General features: G+C 56.2%; 22 protein-coding genes. All 22 read left to right on the top strand.

Features of this window, described 5'->3' with window-relative positions; genetic code table 11:
• Window positions 1-2 precede the first annotated feature (2 nt).
• The 22 genes from P7A97_RS07700 to P7A97_RS07805 all read left to right on the top strand — a co-directional run bounded on the left by P7A97_RS07700 (window position 3) and on the right by P7A97_RS07805 (window position 17347).
• Window positions 3-635: a hypothetical protein gene (locus tag P7A97_RS07700; RefSeq protein WP_277689342.1), complete on the top strand. Its 633-nt coding sequence runs from the start codon at window positions 3-5 to the stop codon at window positions 633-635.
• Window positions 636-861: 226 nt separating this feature from the next.
• Window positions 862-1428, top strand: coding sequence for a hypothetical protein (locus tag P7A97_RS07705; RefSeq protein ID WP_277689343.1), 567 nt, complete (start codon window positions 862-864; stop codon window positions 1426-1428).
• Window positions 1429-1524: 96 nt separating this feature from the next.
• On the top strand, window positions 1525-2085 hold the full coding sequence (locus P7A97_RS07710) for a hypothetical protein (RefSeq protein WP_277689344.1): 561 nt from the start codon (window positions 1525-1527) through the stop codon (window positions 2083-2085).
• Window positions 2086-2282: 197 nt separating this feature from the next.
• Window positions 2283-2831 carry a hypothetical protein gene (locus tag P7A97_RS07715; protein WP_277689345.1) on the top strand — a complete coding sequence of 183 codons (549 nt, stop codon included), beginning with the start codon at window positions 2283-2285 and terminating at the stop codon, window positions 2829-2831.
• Complete coding sequence (locus tag P7A97_RS07720) at window positions 2828-3274, top strand: hypothetical protein (protein ID WP_277689346.1); 447 nt, start codon at window positions 2828-2830, stop codon at window positions 3272-3274. The genes P7A97_RS07715 and P7A97_RS07720 overlap by 4 nt, the downstream gene beginning before the upstream one ends.
• A gap of 92 nt (window positions 3275-3366) precedes the next feature.
• Window positions 3367-3672 (top strand): hypothetical protein, encoded by a 306-nt coding sequence (locus P7A97_RS07725; RefSeq protein ID WP_277689347.1) that lies wholly within the window; start codon window positions 3367-3369, stop codon window positions 3670-3672.
• 80 nt (window positions 3673-3752) lie between these two features.
• On the top strand, window positions 3753-4496 hold the full coding sequence (locus tag P7A97_RS07730; protein ID WP_277689348.1) for a hypothetical protein: 744 nt from the start codon (window positions 3753-3755) through the stop codon (window positions 4494-4496).
• Between the two features lie 571 nt (window positions 4497-5067).
• Window positions 5068-5505, top strand: coding sequence for a hypothetical protein (locus tag P7A97_RS07735; RefSeq protein WP_277689349.1), 438 nt, complete (start codon window positions 5068-5070; stop codon window positions 5503-5505).
• Window positions 5506-5726: 221 nt separating this feature from the next.
• Window positions 5727-6785, top strand: coding sequence for a hypothetical protein (locus tag P7A97_RS07740; protein ID WP_277689350.1), 1059 nt, complete (start codon window positions 5727-5729; stop codon window positions 6783-6785).
• A 211-nt stretch (window positions 6786-6996) separates the two neighbouring features.
• Window positions 6997-7881 carry a DNA adenine modification methylase gene (locus tag P7A97_RS07745; RefSeq protein WP_277689351.1) on the top strand — a complete coding sequence of 295 codons (885 nt, stop codon included), beginning with the start codon at window positions 6997-6999 and terminating at the stop codon, window positions 7879-7881.
• Between the two features lie 45 nt (window positions 7882-7926).
• Window positions 7927-8772 carry a hypothetical protein gene (locus P7A97_RS07750; protein ID WP_277689352.1) on the top strand — a complete coding sequence of 282 codons (846 nt, stop codon included), beginning with the start codon at window positions 7927-7929 and terminating at the stop codon, window positions 8770-8772.
• Between the two features lie 69 nt (window positions 8773-8841).
• Window positions 8842-9114, top strand: a complete 273-nt coding sequence (locus P7A97_RS07755) for a hypothetical protein (RefSeq protein ID WP_277689353.1) — start codon at window positions 8842-8844, stop codon at window positions 9112-9114.
• Window positions 9115-9381: 267 nt separating this feature from the next.
• Window positions 9382-9669, top strand: coding sequence for a hypothetical protein (locus P7A97_RS07760; RefSeq protein ID WP_277689354.1), 288 nt, complete (start codon window positions 9382-9384; stop codon window positions 9667-9669).
• A 426-nt stretch (window positions 9670-10095) separates the two neighbouring features.
• Window positions 10096-10320: a hypothetical protein gene (locus P7A97_RS07765; RefSeq protein WP_277689355.1), complete on the top strand. Its 225-nt coding sequence runs from the start codon at window positions 10096-10098 to the stop codon at window positions 10318-10320.
• Between the two features lie 80 nt (window positions 10321-10400).
• Window positions 10401-11144, top strand: coding sequence for a hypothetical protein (locus P7A97_RS07770; RefSeq protein ID WP_277689356.1), 744 nt, complete (start codon window positions 10401-10403; stop codon window positions 11142-11144).
• A gap of 75 nt (window positions 11145-11219) precedes the next feature.
• Complete coding sequence (locus tag P7A97_RS07775; RefSeq protein WP_277689357.1) at window positions 11220-11513, top strand: hypothetical protein; 294 nt, start codon at window positions 11220-11222, stop codon at window positions 11511-11513.
• Window positions 11514-11734: 221 nt separating this feature from the next.
• Window positions 11735-11881, top strand: a complete 147-nt coding sequence (locus P7A97_RS07780) for a hypothetical protein (protein WP_277689358.1) — start codon at window positions 11735-11737, stop codon at window positions 11879-11881.
• Between the two features lie 82 nt (window positions 11882-11963).
• Window positions 11964-12536 carry a hypothetical protein gene (locus P7A97_RS07785; RefSeq protein WP_277689359.1) on the top strand — a complete coding sequence of 191 codons (573 nt, stop codon included), beginning with the start codon at window positions 11964-11966 and terminating at the stop codon, window positions 12534-12536.
• Window positions 12537-12600: 64 nt separating this feature from the next.
• On the top strand, window positions 12601-13194 hold the full coding sequence (locus P7A97_RS07790) for a hypothetical protein (protein ID WP_277689360.1): 594 nt from the start codon (window positions 12601-12603) through the stop codon (window positions 13192-13194).
• A gap of 11 nt (window positions 13195-13205) precedes the next feature.
• On the top strand, window positions 13206-13454 hold the full coding sequence (locus P7A97_RS07795; RefSeq protein ID WP_277689361.1) for a hypothetical protein: 249 nt from the start codon (window positions 13206-13208) through the stop codon (window positions 13452-13454).
• 516 nt (window positions 13455-13970) lie between these two features.
• A complete protein-coding gene (locus P7A97_RS07800; RefSeq protein ID WP_277689362.1) occupies window positions 13971-16847 on the top strand; it encodes an adenosylcobalamin-dependent ribonucleoside-diphosphate reductase in 2877 nt (958 codons plus the stop codon).
• A 248-nt stretch (window positions 16848-17095) separates the two neighbouring features.
• Entirely contained in the window at window positions 17096-17347 is a 252-nt protein-coding gene (locus P7A97_RS07805) for a hypothetical protein (RefSeq protein WP_277689363.1), read from the top strand.
• Window positions 17348-17401 lie beyond the last annotated feature (54 nt).

Below are 17401 nucleotides of genomic sequence, written 5' to 3' on the forward strand. Positions count from 1 at the left end.
TCATGAACTCTTCTCAAACCCTTCTTGTTGCACAGTGGCTGCTGGCAAAAGCGGGCTCTCGCCTCAAGATCAACAAACCACTGGCCGGCGGTGAAGGCTATGACCGATTCCAGGTTTTCGGACCTGGATGGCGCAAGTCGGTCGTCATGCCTGTGGTACATCAAACCACGCACGTAGCCATCCTCTCGCTCCTGCGTGAGAGCGGCACTGGCGTGAGAACCTGGCTCTTCAATGGCCAGGCTTCACGAGGCATGTCGCAGATTACCCATTACGGGCATAGCGGCGCGGTGACGGTGCGGCATTCCAAGGCAGAACTGCTCCGGATTGCGGGGAATGACCTGTCGACGATGTCGCGTCCGTTTCAAGACCTGTACCAAGTGGCGCCAGAGTCACTGACCCTTGTGGTCTTTGGGCCTGACGACCATGAGGAGCAGGTTGTGTTGCCGTCCGAGTCCGATGCTGACCTGCTGGTTGAGGCGTTGTCCTCCACCATTCCGATCAGTGTTGGTAACCGGGTCGAAGCTTTCCAGGGTCTGGTGAAGACCTTCGGTCTGGACCTGTGCTTCGGCGAGGGTGCTCTGTACGGCTTCATGTTCAGTCGTGAAACCCAGAAGGCCTCCAAGTTGGCGGCCTGATGGCTTGAAAGCCCCCCTCGCGGGGGCTTTCTCTCGTTCCATGCATCTGCTGTTCGCCTTGTCCCGTCTGGTTGCAACGCCGGCGATACACCGGCAGAATTGATGCAGCTCTTGTGTCGCCGTGCGGTGATGCAGGCCACTAGCTGATTCCAGCACTTTCTTTCACCCACCGGGGCTACCTTCCCCGATGGGGCATGTAGCTCCAGCATTTACTTAGGAGCTTCACATGCATAACCAATCTCCAGTCTCCGTAGAAACCAATCGATCTGTGACTTCGCGGCTCACTGATTCGCCTGTAGAAGTCACCTTGCCATCTGGTGAGTTGGCGTCTTGGAAGATCAGTCAAAACCTGACTGACCGTTGGGGGGATTTGAATGCCTTCATGAGCCCAAACGAGGCATATCAGTTGCTTGCGGCTGATGGTGCGCTTTTCGAATCGCTTCAGGCTCAGATGTGCGAAGAGACCACTTTCATCGTTCGTAAGGAAGGCCAGTTCGGGATCTTGTACGAGCTCGAATTCTGCACCCAGCATTCTGAGGTGGCTGTGATAGGTGAAGATGACCCTGACCTGCAAAGCCGCCTGCAGGAATACATGACCGAGGAAGAAAGTAAGGCCCGTCTGCAGACGGCAATTGCTGAACTTGCCCCGAAGTTTCCTGGTGTGGAGTTTTGCCTCCCTCCTCGTGAAGAAATGATCGAAGAGCGACTTGGCATGTGGGCCTTTGTTCCGAATGGACATCTCAATGACGTTCAGTCTCAGGTTCTAGCTGAGGCCATGTACGAGTACTACTGACCTGGCGCTTGTTTCAGGTGTCGCAATTTAAAACCTACCTCGCGGGGTCCTATCCCCTGTGGGGTTAGGCCCTGCTCCAAACCCTGGAGCACTGTAATGAACATTGAAAACCTCAAGTGGGACCTATCTACCCTGTATACCTTCTGGGAGATGCTGGGGGACATCCCAACCACGAATGACGATTCGAACGATGAAACCGGCCCTGATTGCATCGAGGAGCCCTTTCTGCATTTTCCGATCGGTACTCACCGAGAGGAAATTTGGCACTGGTTCGAGTCGGTCAATCAGCGTTTCGTTGTGGGGGAAGTGATGGAGGGCATGCGCCTGAAACCACTTACGTCACGCGCTGGTAAGTACCCTGTGTTTGATCGCAATGGAGTGCAGCTGTGCGTTGGTGACAAGTTGAAGGCCCAAATCTGCACCGGTCGGTATGGGCAGGTGGCAGTCTTTGACTTCGATGTGAATGTGCCCCACGCCATGTATGGCCAGTTAATTGCGCAGACACCGACCGGCGTGGTTACCTGCCACTTCCAATGGCTGGGGAAGCCTGATATCCCCGTCGATATCGGCTACTACAAGCACGCGGACTACGAGCATGGCCATGAAACCTGGGTTGAGGTTGTTGCCCGGACTGCGGCTTTGCCTGCTAGCGATTGAATAACTGCCTGGCCACCCGATTGGGTGGCCATGGCATTTCAGAGTCCTCTTCGGAAAGCCATTCTTTCCCGAGAAGATTCATCTGCAGACCATGTTGTCTTCAGAGAAACCCAAGCTGACGGGTAGTCAGCACTTTTAACCCTCTGGGGCAATCCGCCCCTGTGGGGTGGTGCGCTCCAGCAATCTGGAGACACATCATGACTACTCCCAAAACCACCTCTATGGCCCTGCCGCGTCTTGCGGAGGCCGTGCGTGCGGTTCGTGATCACTACATTGCTACTGGATTGGCGCCGAGCTACTACGAGATCAACAACGGACAGTGCGAAGACTTCGCCCTGGACCTGATCAAGGAGTTGCGCGGCATCACCACCGGTGCTCTGGACCTCTGCAACTTCAACTTCATGACCGGCGTGAACGGTGATGAAAGCGAAAATGAAGTCTGGGACTGGGCTTTGCTCAGTAAGCATTGGGGCATAACACCTCCTGCAGGCCTGACCGCCGATGAGATGGATCAGATCGACTTTGGCCAGCATGTCTGGATCAGCGTTGGTCGACTCCACTTTGACGCTGAATGCCCTCAGGGCGTGGAAAGCTTCTTCGACTTGCCGTTGTTTCGTCGTCCGATCGTTGTGGCCCTTCGCAAGAAGGGGATTGCGGCGGATGAGGTGCTTCCTGAGGATGTCGTGCCGCCGCCTCTGTGCCCGGTACCGAACCCCTCGGCTGCAGGCCTAGGGAGTGCAGCATGAGTCTGTACACCTACGTCATGGCGTTAGGTGGCGGTCGATCGATGGTTTATCTGTCGTCGTGCGCTGCCCCGCGCCACCGAATGAAGGTCACTCGTTGTCGAGCGCCTAGCCTGATGATTCATGAAGCTGTCCGCATTGCGGCGGCCCAGTGGAGGTCCGGCAAGGTGCGAGCTATTTCCGGTGGCGACCTTCGTCGACTGAAGTATGTCGGGCAGTTCCAGCCTGGGACTGGTCAGGTTGACCTTTCGGAGCACGAGTATCTGCTGGTCAACGACGGCAGCTACATCGTCAACTCTGGCGCTCACCTTACGGTGGAGTCGCTGGAGAAGAACCTTTTGTCCTGGTCAAGACTCATGGGAGCGAAAGTTTCCTGGTCGGTACCGAGACAGTTTCAGACTGAAATGGAGCGCAATGCTTTCCTGGCGGACCTGGTCCCCTGGTAAAGCAAAGTTACTTCTGACAGTTCATCAACCCTAGCGGGGCTTCATGTCCCCGTGGTGGGGGCATGGCTTCGCTCTCATTTGGAGCATTATCCATGACGCAAGATTCGAACGCCCCTGAAAACGTCCAATCCGAAAGCCCCGTCCATGGCGAGGTGGTTGTAATTCCACTTTCCCATTTCATCGGCTCTGGGCGCCTGCCCTGGCTGATCATTGGTCGAGTGCCCAATGATGACGACGATACCGGTTACCTGGTGCTCGCGGATGATGAATCCCAGGCCCAGGAAACTTTCAAGGATCAGCTGCACGATGACGCGGGAAATGATGAGGAGGAGCGAGCCAATATCGCTGAGAAGTATGACTCCGACACCTTCATCACTACTTCGCAACTGCTGACCTAAGTACCAACCCAAAACCCTAGCGGGGCTTCATGTCCCCGCGGTGGGGGCATGGCTTCGCTCTCTACTGAAGGAGTTAAACCATGTCTCAAACCACTCTCAGCAAGAACGTGAAGGCCATCGAAGAGCGTGCCACGCATACCATTCTGGCGGCCTTGCGCCACTGGCAACGCACCTCGCATGTGATGGAGCTCGACGAAATCGCCAGTAATGGTGGTGAAGTCGAGCCCCTGTATGACCATGAGATCGATGATCTTTGTGAACTCATCAACGGCGAGCTGTACTTGCCTGCAGATGATGTGAGTGAGCCTCAAAACACCCATGTCAGCGATCTGCTGTTCGTGGGCTGTGCAGAGGTGCGGCAGTGGCTGATTGCAGCACTCTTCTTCTGGCGACAGGAGGGGCAGTGTGATCCGGTCAACCGTACTGACGGCATTCATGCCATTGCGACGGGTAAGGATCAGTTCACCTCTGCTGCTGAAAGCGACATCGATGAGCTGCTGATCAAGCTGCATTCTGACCAAGACCCTGCTCAGTTCCTTGGGGACCTGGCCGGTGCGATTGGTGCTGGTGCTGCTAGTCATCCAGTTGTCGTCGTCGAACTAAACGGTGGCCTGATTCAGTGCATCCGTTCGAGCACTCCTGTTGATGTGGTCAAGATCGACTACGACACAGAGGGTGCTGACGAGGACGAACTGACTCAGTTATTCGATGAAGAGGCGGTGGTTTCCATGCGCCATCTCCATGAGCAAGTCACTGGCGGACACGATGGGGTAGACCCTGAGTTCTGTGAGCAGGTTGTTGAGATCGCTCTGAGCGGCCAATAACCCATTTCAAACCCCTGACGGGCATTTACCCCGTCTGGGGTACGTGCCTGTCCTCTGCACGAGGTACAGCGCGATGAATCCCATTATTCAGGCTTCTAGCTTGATGGGCCGGCGAAAGATCATGCGTCGGGCAACGGCTAAATCGGCGGAATCGACAGTCTTCCTTTGGGAGCTGGACGATGGGGCAACACTGGAGCTTGTCCGTTCGGGCACGTTCAAGAGTTGCCGGGAGCGAGGCGAAGGCTTTGACAGCTTGCTGGCTTACTACCAGCGAGGTCACTGCCGAGTCTTCAGTCCGAACTCGCACGCCGCATAGCTCTGCTGCTCGAAAGAAGACCTTTCGTTAAGCAATATTGGTTTCCGGTCTCTCTCCCGCAAGGGAGAGGGGCAGGGGGCTTTACGACTGTTCCCTATGCCCGGGTGCATTCCTAAATCCCTCTGCATCGCAATGTGCGATGTGGAAGTGCCCAGCTGGTGGTTTACCAGCACCATACGGATCGTCAGATCCATAGCCCCTGCCGGGATGTCTCTCCCGGTGGGGGAGCATGCCGGTCTCAATCGGAGATCTACCATGCACGATATTTACGAGCCCGCCGCTCCCTACGTTGCATCTCTGGAACCGATCGGAAAGGTCGACCTGGAGAAGATTCGCTGCCACTGCTACGTGAACCTGGTTATTGCCGAATCTGACCTTGCTCTGTTCGACGACATGTTCATGAAGCTCCGCGGTAAGCCGCAGTGCTACAGCGTTGCCAATCGTGGTAACTACACCTTCTACGTCCCCTTCCAGGGCGAAGAGGTGTTTGTTGATTGGCGTATCTACTGCACGTGGTCCAATACCTTCCATCTGCGTTACGAGGAAGGCTTGGTAGCCCTGGGTCTCAAGCACAGCAATCCGCACATTCATCCGACCAACCAGTTCATGCTGGCCAATTGGATGCGGCGTTTCGAGAAGTCGCCGAAGCCTCTGGCCGAGTGTGATTTCGCCGAGTACGCACGCGCCGGATAATTGCCCCGACCCGAGCCCGCCAACCGGCGGGTTCGGTGCTCAGGGGGGTTTATGAGTGGATCCCAAGTGGGTATAGTCATAAGCCTTCCCTCCATCGCAATGTGCGGTGAGGAAAGCCTAGCTGGGGCTGCCAGCACTCTTAACGGATCGCTCGATCCAAAACCCTTACCGGGATGTCTCTCCCGGTTGGGGGGGCATGCCGGTCTCTATCGGAGATAGTCATGCAAAATATTCAAGTTTTCGTCCTCCCTTCCCAAGAAGACATCGCCACCTTTCTCAGCGGCGCTAAGCCTGCGAATGTCCTGGTGCGTACCTTCGCTTCTGCTGAAGCTGTGAATGCCTACCGTAGTGCCCATGGGGCCTATTTGGACATTCACGAAGCCCTGCAACAGGTCTGTGTTAATGGCCTTGTTGTGACTCACTGGATCGCTGAGGGTGACGATATTCCGCTCCCCTGTGATACCACCTTTGAGTCGAAAGAGGCTGCTATGGCTTTCGCGCAAGGGCTTAAGGACTTCGAGGGCTTTGCAGCTCCGATGGTGGTCACTTCGGAGCAACCCGAAGACTTCGGCCGTCTGGTTCATTACTGGATCGGTGAACAGCTGAAGGTTCCAACCATCGTCGTTTACAAAACCGAGTCGCAGATTACCCGCGTGGTGTCCTCTCAAGAGGTGCGCATGCTGGTGCTGGATTCCGATGGAGTAGACCTCGAAGAGGAAGCCGGCCGCGTGATCAACGTTGGCGGTCAGGAGCTGATGGTCACAGACCTGAAGGTTGCTGGTGCTGTTGGGGGCTCTCCGTATGGTGAGCAGGGCGTGGATCCAGAGTTTGTGAAAGGTGTCGTTGCGGTTGTTCAGGGTCTGCCTGAGCCGTCTCGCGCTGAGTTCAACAAGCCTGGCGTCTATGCAGAAGCTTTCCCGGTGGTCAAATCGGTACCGGTCAAGCACTGGGATAGCTACGGCGATGCTGGCGCTCCCAAAACACACCAGATCGACTTGGACGATCAGCGCGTTTCCAATGGCCAGGTGTACCTGACCGTTGGGGCTCTGGAAGGCGAGTTGGACGACCTGATCTCTGTTACAGCAGAGGTCAACACCAGTCCGCTGAATCCGGAAGCTCAGGTGCCGTGCATGCACGTGCACTTCGACAGCGACAACCTGGCCTTCACGCTTTTCAAGGTGAAGGATCAGATCATTCTGCGGCCGGAGAAGGGGGTCACCCTCGAACCTGTCGAAATCATGAATGACAAGTCGCTGGAGCGTATGTACTCGGTCCAGTGATCCACCCCTCTTGTTCGCTTCGGCGGGCAAGAGGGCTTTCATCCAGAACACTCCCCAAAAGTTACTTTTGGAAAGTCTTCCGGTTCTTCATCCCCTGCATGCGCAGGTGGTGAGAAAGGCCAGCTGGCGCCTAGTCAGCACTCTTAAACCCTCTGGGGCATTTCATTCCCCAGCCAGGGGAGTGGTGCCTCCAACAACCTGGAGTTACACCATGAAATTTTCTTCTAGCGTTCTGTCGTTCCCTGACCGTGGTCACTGGGGGCAAAGCAAGTACCGTGGCAACTGCTCGGGGCATGTGATCAAGGGCTTCTGGGAGACCTATCACAAGCGCAAGGGCGGTTTGGCGTGTGACCCCTCGATCGGCGGCGGCACTTCGGTGGACGTTGCTCGTGAGATGGGCTTGCGCTTCATCGGTACCGATCTGCATCAAGGCTTCAACTTGCTCCTGGACGATTTCAAGTCCCACCTGGGCGAGGAAGCACACACCTGTTTTTGGCACCCAGCTTACGCAGACATGATCCAGTATTCGGGGAACATGTGGGGTGAGCCAAACAAGTGGGACATGTCCCGCATGGCCATGGGTGAGTTCACTGAAGCATTGGAACTCGCGATCATGAATATCCATGACGCAGTGGAGAAGGGGGGGCACTACGGCATTCTGATGGGGAACCTCCGTCGCAATGGCGAGTACTACAACCTCTCCTCCCTGGTGGAGCGTGTAAGCCCCGGCAAGCTGGTCGACGAGATCATCAAGGTGCAGCACAACTGCGTCAGTGACTCGCGTCAGTACGCCGGCAACATCGTCAGGATCGCGCACGAAAAGCTGATCATCCTGCGAAAGGATAAGGACTCGCTCTTTTTCCTCGGTACGGTTGAGAAGCGTGCTGCTGCAATGACTGGAATCACCTGGCGTGCTGCGATTCGTCGCGTGCTGCAGGGCGGAAAGGTCATGCATATCAAGGAAATCGAGGCACTGGTGGAGCCCTACGCTCGCACCACCCGTAACAACAATGTGGACGCGAAAGTGCGCCAGGTGGTTCAAGACGCCCGTTATTTCGAGCGTGTATCGCCCGGCACATACCGTTTAGCTGCCTGACACCCTTCACGCCTCTGCGTGGAGGCTCTGTTTCGAGGTTTCGCTATGAATTACGTGTCCAAGATCGTTGGAAAAGTGGAGGCTCTGCGCCTGGCGCAGATCTGCATCAACGGGTCCATCTTCATGGAGGTCATGCCGTTGCCGGATGACCAATATGAGGTGAGTGTTCGCAAGGACCAGGAGCGTGTGCTGTTCGACAAGTTCCTGGTGATCGGCCGCGGCAAAGAAACCCGCCTGGAAGGGGGTATCGTCTCTGCCCTGACTGAAGCTGATGCTGTGAATAGCGTCCGCTGTGGTCGTGGCTGTTATGTTGGAACGCACAACGCCGACAACACCCTCAAAGCTGACCAAGTCGAGTATGTCGACTTCATCGGTGAAGAGAGTGATGACGACGAAAATGCGGACAGTGGCTTCATCATCCGACCATACGTGGTCGATGGTGTTGTCATGAGCTACATCGGTGAAGAGTGGATGCGCGGCGATATCGTGGATACCACGACCGGTGCGTATTCTTGGGTGCGGCGCTGGATATCAGATCAGCACGTCGATCACTGGAAGCGGCGATACAGTCTGTCCAGGCTCATCGATATCTGGAATGAAGTGGTAGGGCTTCCGCTGGTTGGGGAAAAGCTCGCGGAGCCCTTCATGATTTTTCCGGTCGGTGCCAGCATGACGGATGTTTTGCTTTTTCTCCTCGACACCTGCCCGCAATTCATTTCGGTGAAAGGGAAGGTCGAAGAGGATCACTGGCTGCGTAGACAGGCTGACGCCGATTTAGGCAACTCTGCGTCGGTTGTTTGCGATAGCTGTGAGAATGAGGTGGTTGAGGTGGTTGGAAGCCCTGATGGGGCCGAGATCTGCCAAGACTGCTTCAACGCTGGTCAGCACTAAACGCTACATCAACCCCCGAGGGGCTATCCCTCGCGGGGTGGCTCCTTGGCTCAATTCCTAGGAGTTTCCATGAGCAAGCAAATTAAACCCGAAGAGCTTTCTGAGATCGTGACCAACCTGCTGACCTCTCCTGAAAAGGTAGGGGAGCTGGAAGAGTCTTCGACCTACGCCAGCTTCATGACGGCAATCGCGGAAGCGGTCGCTGATCATTGTGGTGGCGAAATCCTCCAGCCGGCCGCCGAGTTCGATGGCGTCTGGTATGTGGGGGTTCATCGCACCGATTCGTTGCCAGAAGGCTGCGATGGTGTCTGGGGCCCTTACGACAAGGACGGCGAGCTGTAAAAGGTACTTTGCCAGTCTGCTGCCACCGGGTAATCCGGTGGTGGTGAGACTGCTTTGGATAACAAACTCCAAAGCAGTTTCTGTTCGTGCCGATGTGTGCACGACTGAAAGCATCACTCAATGAGTGATGTTGGTGGCCTGCGGGTCGCTTAGCTGCTCTGCAGCACACAACCACCTGGGGGTGAGAAATCGCCCTCAGGCGAGCTCTCTGTACCCCCTCCCAGGCGGATCAATTAATGCCCGTGGGGTGGGCGTAACGGAGATGCTATGTCAAAAAAGAAAGTTCAAAAGAAGGGGCCTGTAACTACCCCGCCAGTCCAGTCAAAAGGGCCTTCACTCTTCGCTGCATTCATTGCTGCTTTGGGTGACCTAACCATCGGTACATCGGTCGGTTTTCTACTCCTACTCGTAGGTGTGTTGACCGGTACTGTGGTTGTTGGGCCGCCGATGGCAGTGTTGTATGGCGTTGCCACTGCGGTGGTGGCCATCATGCTGGCAATCGCCGGAATTGGATTGAAGGTGTATGCTGCCTTCGTGGAATCGAATCGGCCGTAAGGCCTTTTAGGAGTACGCTATGGACCCTTTCGGTTATGTAATTTTTGGTGTTCCACTGTTCCTCGTGGTGATAGGTATCGCCGGGGGACTGATAGCCAAAAAACTCGACCATCGGCTCACTGCAAAAAAGATCTGAAGGGCAGGGGTAAGTGATCTCCCTGGCCTCACGATCGTTACTCGTCATTCCTCTGCTGTCCTGCAGCAGAACGTAACTCCCTCGGCACAGCGCCGGGGGAGACTACGCCCCTCCCGATCTGCTTTACTGAGACCGAATCGGTAACCACGCGTTACCCATGCGGTTTCTGTACCTCCCAATGTGGGCGGTGCTGAAAGAGCAGCTGATCTCCCAATATCAGCACTTCATAAACCCTCGCGGCGCTCCTTCTCCGCCCGGGGGAGGGCGTCGTCTTTATCGGAGCGACACCCATGCAGATCAAAGTTGCTGTTCTCGTTATCAACGCCTCTGGCGAGCCTGACTTCTTCTACACCACGGTGCCGGATGTGACTCAGGAACAGATCGATGACGGTGAGCACTACGAATTTGCGGAACAAGCTGCCGAGGACCTTGGCTACGAACCCGTAAGGGCTTTCGACGCTAATGACTCTGCCGCCGCCAAGCTCTCTGAGATGGCTACGTACTTCGCAAGCTAAACCTGTTTCAACCAACCCCCTGCGGTGTTTCATGACCCGCTTGGGGTCATGGCACCGCTCCTAACCCTAGGAGTTACACCATGTCTAAAATCATCGTCCTCTCCGACGACAAGCACGCTTCCCTGGTCAACTACCTCAAGCTCTGCAAAGAGCGCTACATCAGTGCTGAAGAGCACGACGTGGCAGGGCTCATTGAGTCCCTGGAGGCTGTCCCCCATGGAAGTGATGTTGCAAAAGCTGCCGTCGAGAACGGGGTCACCATGATCCAGTTCATGGCTAGCTACGGTGTTCCTAAGGTTGGCAACCGCTTTGCGGAAGCTGCCGAGGACATCTACAAGCATGCCCGGGGCCAAGGTGACGACATTGAGTTCGATGACATCCTCATCGTTGATCGTGTCCTGAACGGAGCCTGGGTAACCAGCAACGTTTGGGTCTACGCCAGTGACGTTGGCGCCCTGGATATTGCCGATAACATCGAGGCCATGCGTGACTTCCTCCATGATGGGATTGCTGGTTTCGAAACGGCAGATCCATTGCTGTTCGAGAAATGCGAGCTCCTCTTGGAGCTGGCTTGGGATGGTCCCACTGGCCCCTTCGCGGGTCTGCAGCCAATTGCAGGCGAAAGTCCGAGCACCACGATTACTCTCGCCGGCGAGCTTCAGCCGGTCACCCTCTCTGGGCTGATCCGTGATGTTGCTGCTAAGGCAGAGGAGCTGGGGTACGACAAGTTCCAACTGGAGCAACTCGAACTCTGGCTTGCAGAAAACGCTGTGGCGCTTGATACCAAGTTCCACGCCGTAACCGAGGAAAAGTCGAAAGACTGATTCTCACCACAACCCTTGGCGGGCAATCACCCCGCTTGGGGTGAGCGCTCGCCTCTCACTAGAGGAGAGCTTCAAATGGAGAAGAACAAAGATTCTCCGCACAAGCCATGGTGGGCCCCTTTGGCCCATTTTCTGGGTCACTCAGTCGTAGGTACGGGCATCTTCTTAATCGTCGGCGCCCCGGCTGTATTCCTAGGCTGGATGGTTCACAAGTTGCGCGAGCTGCATGTTGCCGAATTTACCTTGACCGTCCTCCAGTTCCTGGAGCATTCGATCCTGGTAATCGACTCACTGCTGTTCCTCGCCTACCTGGCGTTCACAACGTGGTCTGCCATTCAGGAGATGGTCCATGAACGTAAATCCGAGTAAGTGCACGAGTCACGCCTCGTTTGCCGGGGAGTTTCTCTCCGCGGCTAAACAGGCTCCCACCATCTTTTTCGCGCCCATCCTGGGGGCAATTAAGGGGGTGTCTGGCCAGTGGCGTGACATGCACCGTGCTACGTTGACTGCAGCAGGGAAGGCGGCCTAGGCCGTGATGTAATCCTGTGCTGTTGGGAGTATGCTGGTCATAGAGAAGCGAGGAGCCGATCATGACCAGCATGTTCTCGATTGCACCGCTGAAGAAGTTTGGTGAAGAGGTCCTGGTCGCAGCGAAAGCTGCGCCGAAGATCTACTTTGCCCCACTGGCTGGAGCTGCCTCTGCAGTTTCGGCGCTTTGGAAGCGTCCCCAGCAGTAACCTTTCCTCGTGGCGTTCGCCACTAACCCTTTGGGGCACCTTGCCCCCTAGGGGCCTGGTGCCTCTTCAGCTTGGAGGCACCATGGCAATCATCACTGACGGTGAAGACTCTGCTTTAGCACTGACGATGTCACGAAAGTGGTTCTCGAAGGTGGATAAGGCGGTTTCTGCACACCAGCGCTGTCTCAACTACTGCATCTCGGCATTCGGCGCCGGCGTAAATTCCGGGGGCGATGTCTGTTACGTGCCATCCGACCCGCGCTACTACTTGCCGACTGAGTTCTGCGATGTCGCCACGCTCTTGTGGGATGTCGGAGCGCTGTTTCTCTTCCGGCCAGATGCGGACTTCGTAGCCAACCCGTTCGTTAAGGAGCGCGTGGCCCGACTGGATGTGTTCGACAGCAGCCTGCAGTACTTCGCATCTCCTGAATCGGTGGTCACTGTGTTTGTTCCGTTCGGACGCATAGCCGCCCCCGGCATTCCAGAGCTTGATCACCGTGCCGATAAGGCCCGGCTGAAGGAGCTTTGGGAAACGATCAGGAAGGCTCTCGACACCGGGTCCCTACCAGGCGACGACGAGCTAAAAGCAACTTTTGACGCTTCTCTCGCCGATCTCGGTTCACCTGATGAAGGTGTGTTCGAGTTTTGCGGCTAACAACCAACCCTTGCGGGCAACCACCCCGCTCGGGGTGTGCGCTCGCCTCAACCGGAGTGCACACATGAAATTGATACCTGAAGGACAGTTGTTCCGAGCTTTCACTACCTTGGCGGGCCCCACTTTGCGGTGGGCCGGAACTGAAGGTATGTCGCTAAGCGAGGACACCATGGCGCGTGTTGAATGCATCATGGAAACCTTTCCGGTCAGCCCGCCGCTGAACGGACTGGAGTTCTTTTCGTTTCCACCTGGTGATCCGCGGCAGTCCGCTGTCGGCTCCGAGGGTATTGCGGTGTTCAAGGATGTCATCGGGATCGTTCACCGCAGAACGCTCAGTTCGGCGCTGGTCATCAGTGGTGACTTGAGTAGCCTTTCCTGTCTGGTCGACAAGTACGAGCACAGCGTTCTGTTTGCTCGTGCATGGCCGATCGACTCACGGGCATTCGGGGCGCTTTACTGTTTCACGCCGGTGGTGGATATGGGGGGCATGGACTTCACTGACGCTTATTCGAGCATCGGCATGCATGGCCATCTGGCTGGCATTACTGCTGATTTCGAGTGGGCTGAGAAGGCCCTTTCAGACAGCATCTCCAATGCTTCGATGAGGCTTTCTTCCTTGGGCGAATGCGCCGAAGGTGAAGCTGAATTTTGCTGCTGAGGAGCCGCCAGATGATCCGTATCGACTGCAAGCGCAAAGGTGAAGCGCCTCTCGTGATTAACGCTGAGACCTTCATCCTGGCCGGTGAGAAGCTGTTTGATCAGTACCTCTCCTGGCCGGACTGCAACATGCCTGTGACTACCATGAACATCGAGGCCTGTAAGGTCGAGAAGCATGGTGATCTATACCGTCACATCGAGCTCTTTGGTCGTGAGCACGCACAAGCGATCAAAGAAGTTCGGCGAGGCGCAGGCCTCTGACTGGTGGCGCCCGCAAGGGCGCCATTCGTCGGCGACTGGTTAAAAACTGTTCACTTGCCAACCTTGTCTTTGTATATTTTGCGCCAGCTGCTTGCAGCACTTCTTAAGCCCGTCCTGGGCCTTGCTACACCACCTCAATACCTTCTGTTCCATCGCCGCCCCGGTTGTTGCGTGATCCGCTTTCCAGCTGATGATGCGCTGTATCACCGCCTGGCCGTTACAAAGATCCATCTCTGTAAGTTCCTGCTCCGTTCGGAGCGGTGTCCCAAATTGAACCGTCCTTCGAGAAGGCCATTTCGGCAAGGCTCAGCTTTGCCGAAGTTGCTTTCCTTCTCGCGCCATGTGGCTCGGGGGAAAAGGCAGCTGCACCTTCTGCAGCACATTAAACCCACTGGGGGCTCACTCTCCCCACTGGGGAGGGGGGTCTCCTAACCCTTGAACGGGGCCACACCACGACCCCGTATTTATTCGGATTTTCGGTGTGGTCCTGTTTGATTTGCACTGGAGATACGACCCATGAACACCAAAGTAACTTTCAACCCTGAGATCGATCTGAACCTGCCGCAAAGCATCTCTGTCGATGTGCTGATGGAGAAGTACGCCAAAGGCGATGAGAAATCTGCAGACGAGATCTTCGTCCGTGTAGCGCGAGCTATTGCTAAGGCGGAGAAAAACCCGGCCAAGTTCGAGGCGGAATTCCTGAGCGCTCTGCGCGATGGTTTTACCCCGGCAGGTCGGATCATGTCTGCAGCAGGAACGGGCATCAATGCGACGCTCGCCAACTGTTTTGTTCAGCCAGTCGGAGATAGCTTCGCAGAGGTTTGCGAGGCCACTGGCAATCCAGGTATCTACCGCGCCCTCTGGGAGGCGGGTGAAACCATGCGTCGTGGCGGGGGCGTGGGCTACAATTTCTCGCCCATCCGGCCGAAGAACAGTCTCGTCAAAGGCACACAGTCCTACGCAAGTGGGCCGGTGAGCTTCATGCACGTGTTCGACAAGTCCTGCGCTACCGTAGAGTCGGCAGGAAGCCGCCGCGGCGCCCAGATGGGTGTGCTCGACGTGTCCCACCCGGACATTCGCGAGTTCATCCGTGCCAAGCGCACTTCTGGCAGCCTCACCAATTTCAACGTGTCCGTAGGCGTCAGTGACGCTTTCATGGGGGCGGTAGAAAAAGGTGAGAGCTTTAAGCTCGTCCACAAGGCGACACCGTCTCAGATGCAAATCGACAACGGTGCTTACCAAGAGGGCGATGTCTGGGTCTATGAAGTGGTTGATGCGGTTGAGCTGTACCGTGAAATCATGGAGTTGACCTACGACTATGCTGAGCCAGGTGTTCTGTTTCTTGATAGAATGAACACGGAAAACAATCTCAGTAGCATCGGGGAATTACTCGCAACAACTAACCCGTGTGGAGAGCAACCCCTTCCGGCGTACGGTTGCTGTGACCTCGGATCGGTGAACCTCGCCCGCATGGTGAAGAACGTTTTCACCGCAGAAGCCCAGATTGATTGGGCGCTGCTGAAGCGTCTCGTAACCACTGCTGTGCGTATGCTCGATAACGTCTTGGACATCACGTTCTGGCCGTTGGAGAAGCAGCGCATCGAGGCCATGAACAAGCGCCGCATTGGTCTGGGCTTCACCGGCCTGGGTAATGCCCTGATCTTCCATTGCATCAAGTACAACTCTGAAGAGGGGCGTGCAAAGGCTGTGGAGATTCAGGAGTTCATGCGTGACAACGCCTATCGTGCTTCCATCGAGTTGGCAAAGGAGAAGGGTGCTTTCCCGCTCTTCGATGCTGACAAGTACCTGCAGTCGCCGTTTATTCAGCGTCTGCCGGAGGACATCAAGGCTGACATCCGCAAGTACGGCATTCGTAACTCCCACGTCCTGTCGATCGCCCCGACCGGGACACTGTCGCTGGCGTTCTGTGACAACAGCTCCAACGGGGTGGAGCCGGCGTTCACCTGGTCTTACCCGCGCAACAAACGTATGCCGGATGGCAGTACTGCCACCTACAGCGTGATGGATCACGCGTACCGTGTGTGGCTGGCTAATGGTGGTTCGGCAGATGCATTGCCGGATTACTTTGTCAGCGCCCTGGAGATGTCTGCCCAGGACCACATGGCCATGCTGCAGGTACTGCAGCCATACGTGGACACTTCGATCTCTAAGACCGTGAACGTGCCGGAGGATTATCCTTTCGAGCAGTTCCAGGACCTCTACATGCTTGCATGGAAAGGCGGTCTGAAGGGGCTTGCAACCTACCGTCCGAGCGCTGTGCGCGGTGCGGTTCTGGTGGCTCCCACCGAGGCGAAGAAAGAAGAAAAGCCTGACTTCGATGACACCGATCCGGATCGTCGCGTCAAGCTGGACAAGCTGCCTGAGCCTGCTCTGGCCAGTCTTCGTTGGAACAAGCGTCCGGCTCTGCCGGGTGGTAATCCGTCGTGGACCTACATGGTCAAACGTCCGGATGGCCATGACTTCGCCGTTATGGTGGGGCACGTTGAAAGCGTCAGTGGCAGCAAGCCGCAGATGCTGGAAGTCTGGGTCAATGGTTCTGATGCGCCTCGCGGTCTGGGGGCAATCGCCAAGAGCCTGAGCATGGACATGCGTAGTGAGGACACCACCTGGCTGAAAGCCAAGTTGGAATCCCTGCAGCGTGTGTCCGGGGAAGATGGTTTCGAAATGCCGTGTCCGTTTGACGGTTCGGTAAAGTACATGCCATCCAGTGTTGCCGCCCTGGCGACCGTTGTTAAGGCGCGTTGCGAGCAGTTGGGGATTTTCGAAGGTGAGAGCGCAAGCCCGATCCACGATGCCCTGATGAGCCCGAAAGAGCCGAAAACTGGCGCTGACGGCACCATGTCCTGGGCTGTTGATGTAACCAACCCGGCCACTGGTGATGACCTGTGCCTGTTCCTCAAGGAGCTGGTGCTGCCCGATGGTACCCGTCGCCCGTACTCTGTATGGCTGGCTGGTTCCTACCCGCGGGTGCTCGATGGTCTGTGCAAGAGCCTGTCGTTTGACATGCGAGTCGTCGACCCAGCTTGGGTAGGCGCCAAGCTCCGTCAAATTGCGGACTTCAGCGAAGTGCGTGGTGACTTCTTCGGCAAGGTGCCTGGCTCTGAGAAGAGCGAAAACCAGCCGTCGACCATCGCATACATCGCCAAGCTGATCCTACATCGCTATCAGATGCTGGGTGTGCTTGATGCCGAGGGTCAGCCTGTCCAGGAGCTTGGGTTCTTCTACAAGGAGAGCACTGAAGCTGCCGGCCAGGAGCCACAACTGTTGGAAATGAAGGGCAGTCTGTGCGGTGAGTGCAACAAGCTCGCCGTGATCCGCAAGGATGGCTGTAACTTCTGCACTGCATGCGGTGCAACTGGCAGCTGCGGTTAAAAAATTGGGCAGGGGGGATTTCCCCCTCTGCCCACCTTCTTTAAACTCAGAGTCGATTTCGTAAAGGGATGCCCTTTACCAAGTTGATTCCCTTTCTCTTCAAGGGGAGGGCAGTGCAGCTAAGCACTCTCTTAGCACTCATGCGCATCCTGCGCCGGCCGTATGGCCATCCAGGCACTAGCAATAGTGCATTCAACCCAGTCGGGGCTTTCCCGACCGGGCGAGCCTCATCCCATCCGGAGGCTCTTATGAAAACCACCAAACTCTCTACCGGTACCGATTCTCGCCAGGCGTTTCTCGCTGCTTGCGCCGACAATCGTGGAAAGCTCCATCAGGCCATCAAGGATGGTTTCAGTTATGTCATTCGCCTGAGGGATGAGTACCTGCTCTTCAAGTCGCAGTCCGAAATGGATTCTGTACTTGTCGCTGCAGGGGATTGTATGGGGGCGCAGCCGGCCCATGGCTCGCTCACCCATCACAATGTCTGCTGGTACGTCTGATCGCTTGTTCGTGGTTCGATGCTGGTCGCCAGGCCCGCATCATGGCCCGATGGC

It is taken from the genome of Pseudomonas sp. GOM6, assembly GCF_029537485.1.
Classification (GTDB): Bacteria; Pseudomonadota; Gammaproteobacteria; order Pseudomonadales; family Pseudomonadaceae; genus Aquipseudomonas.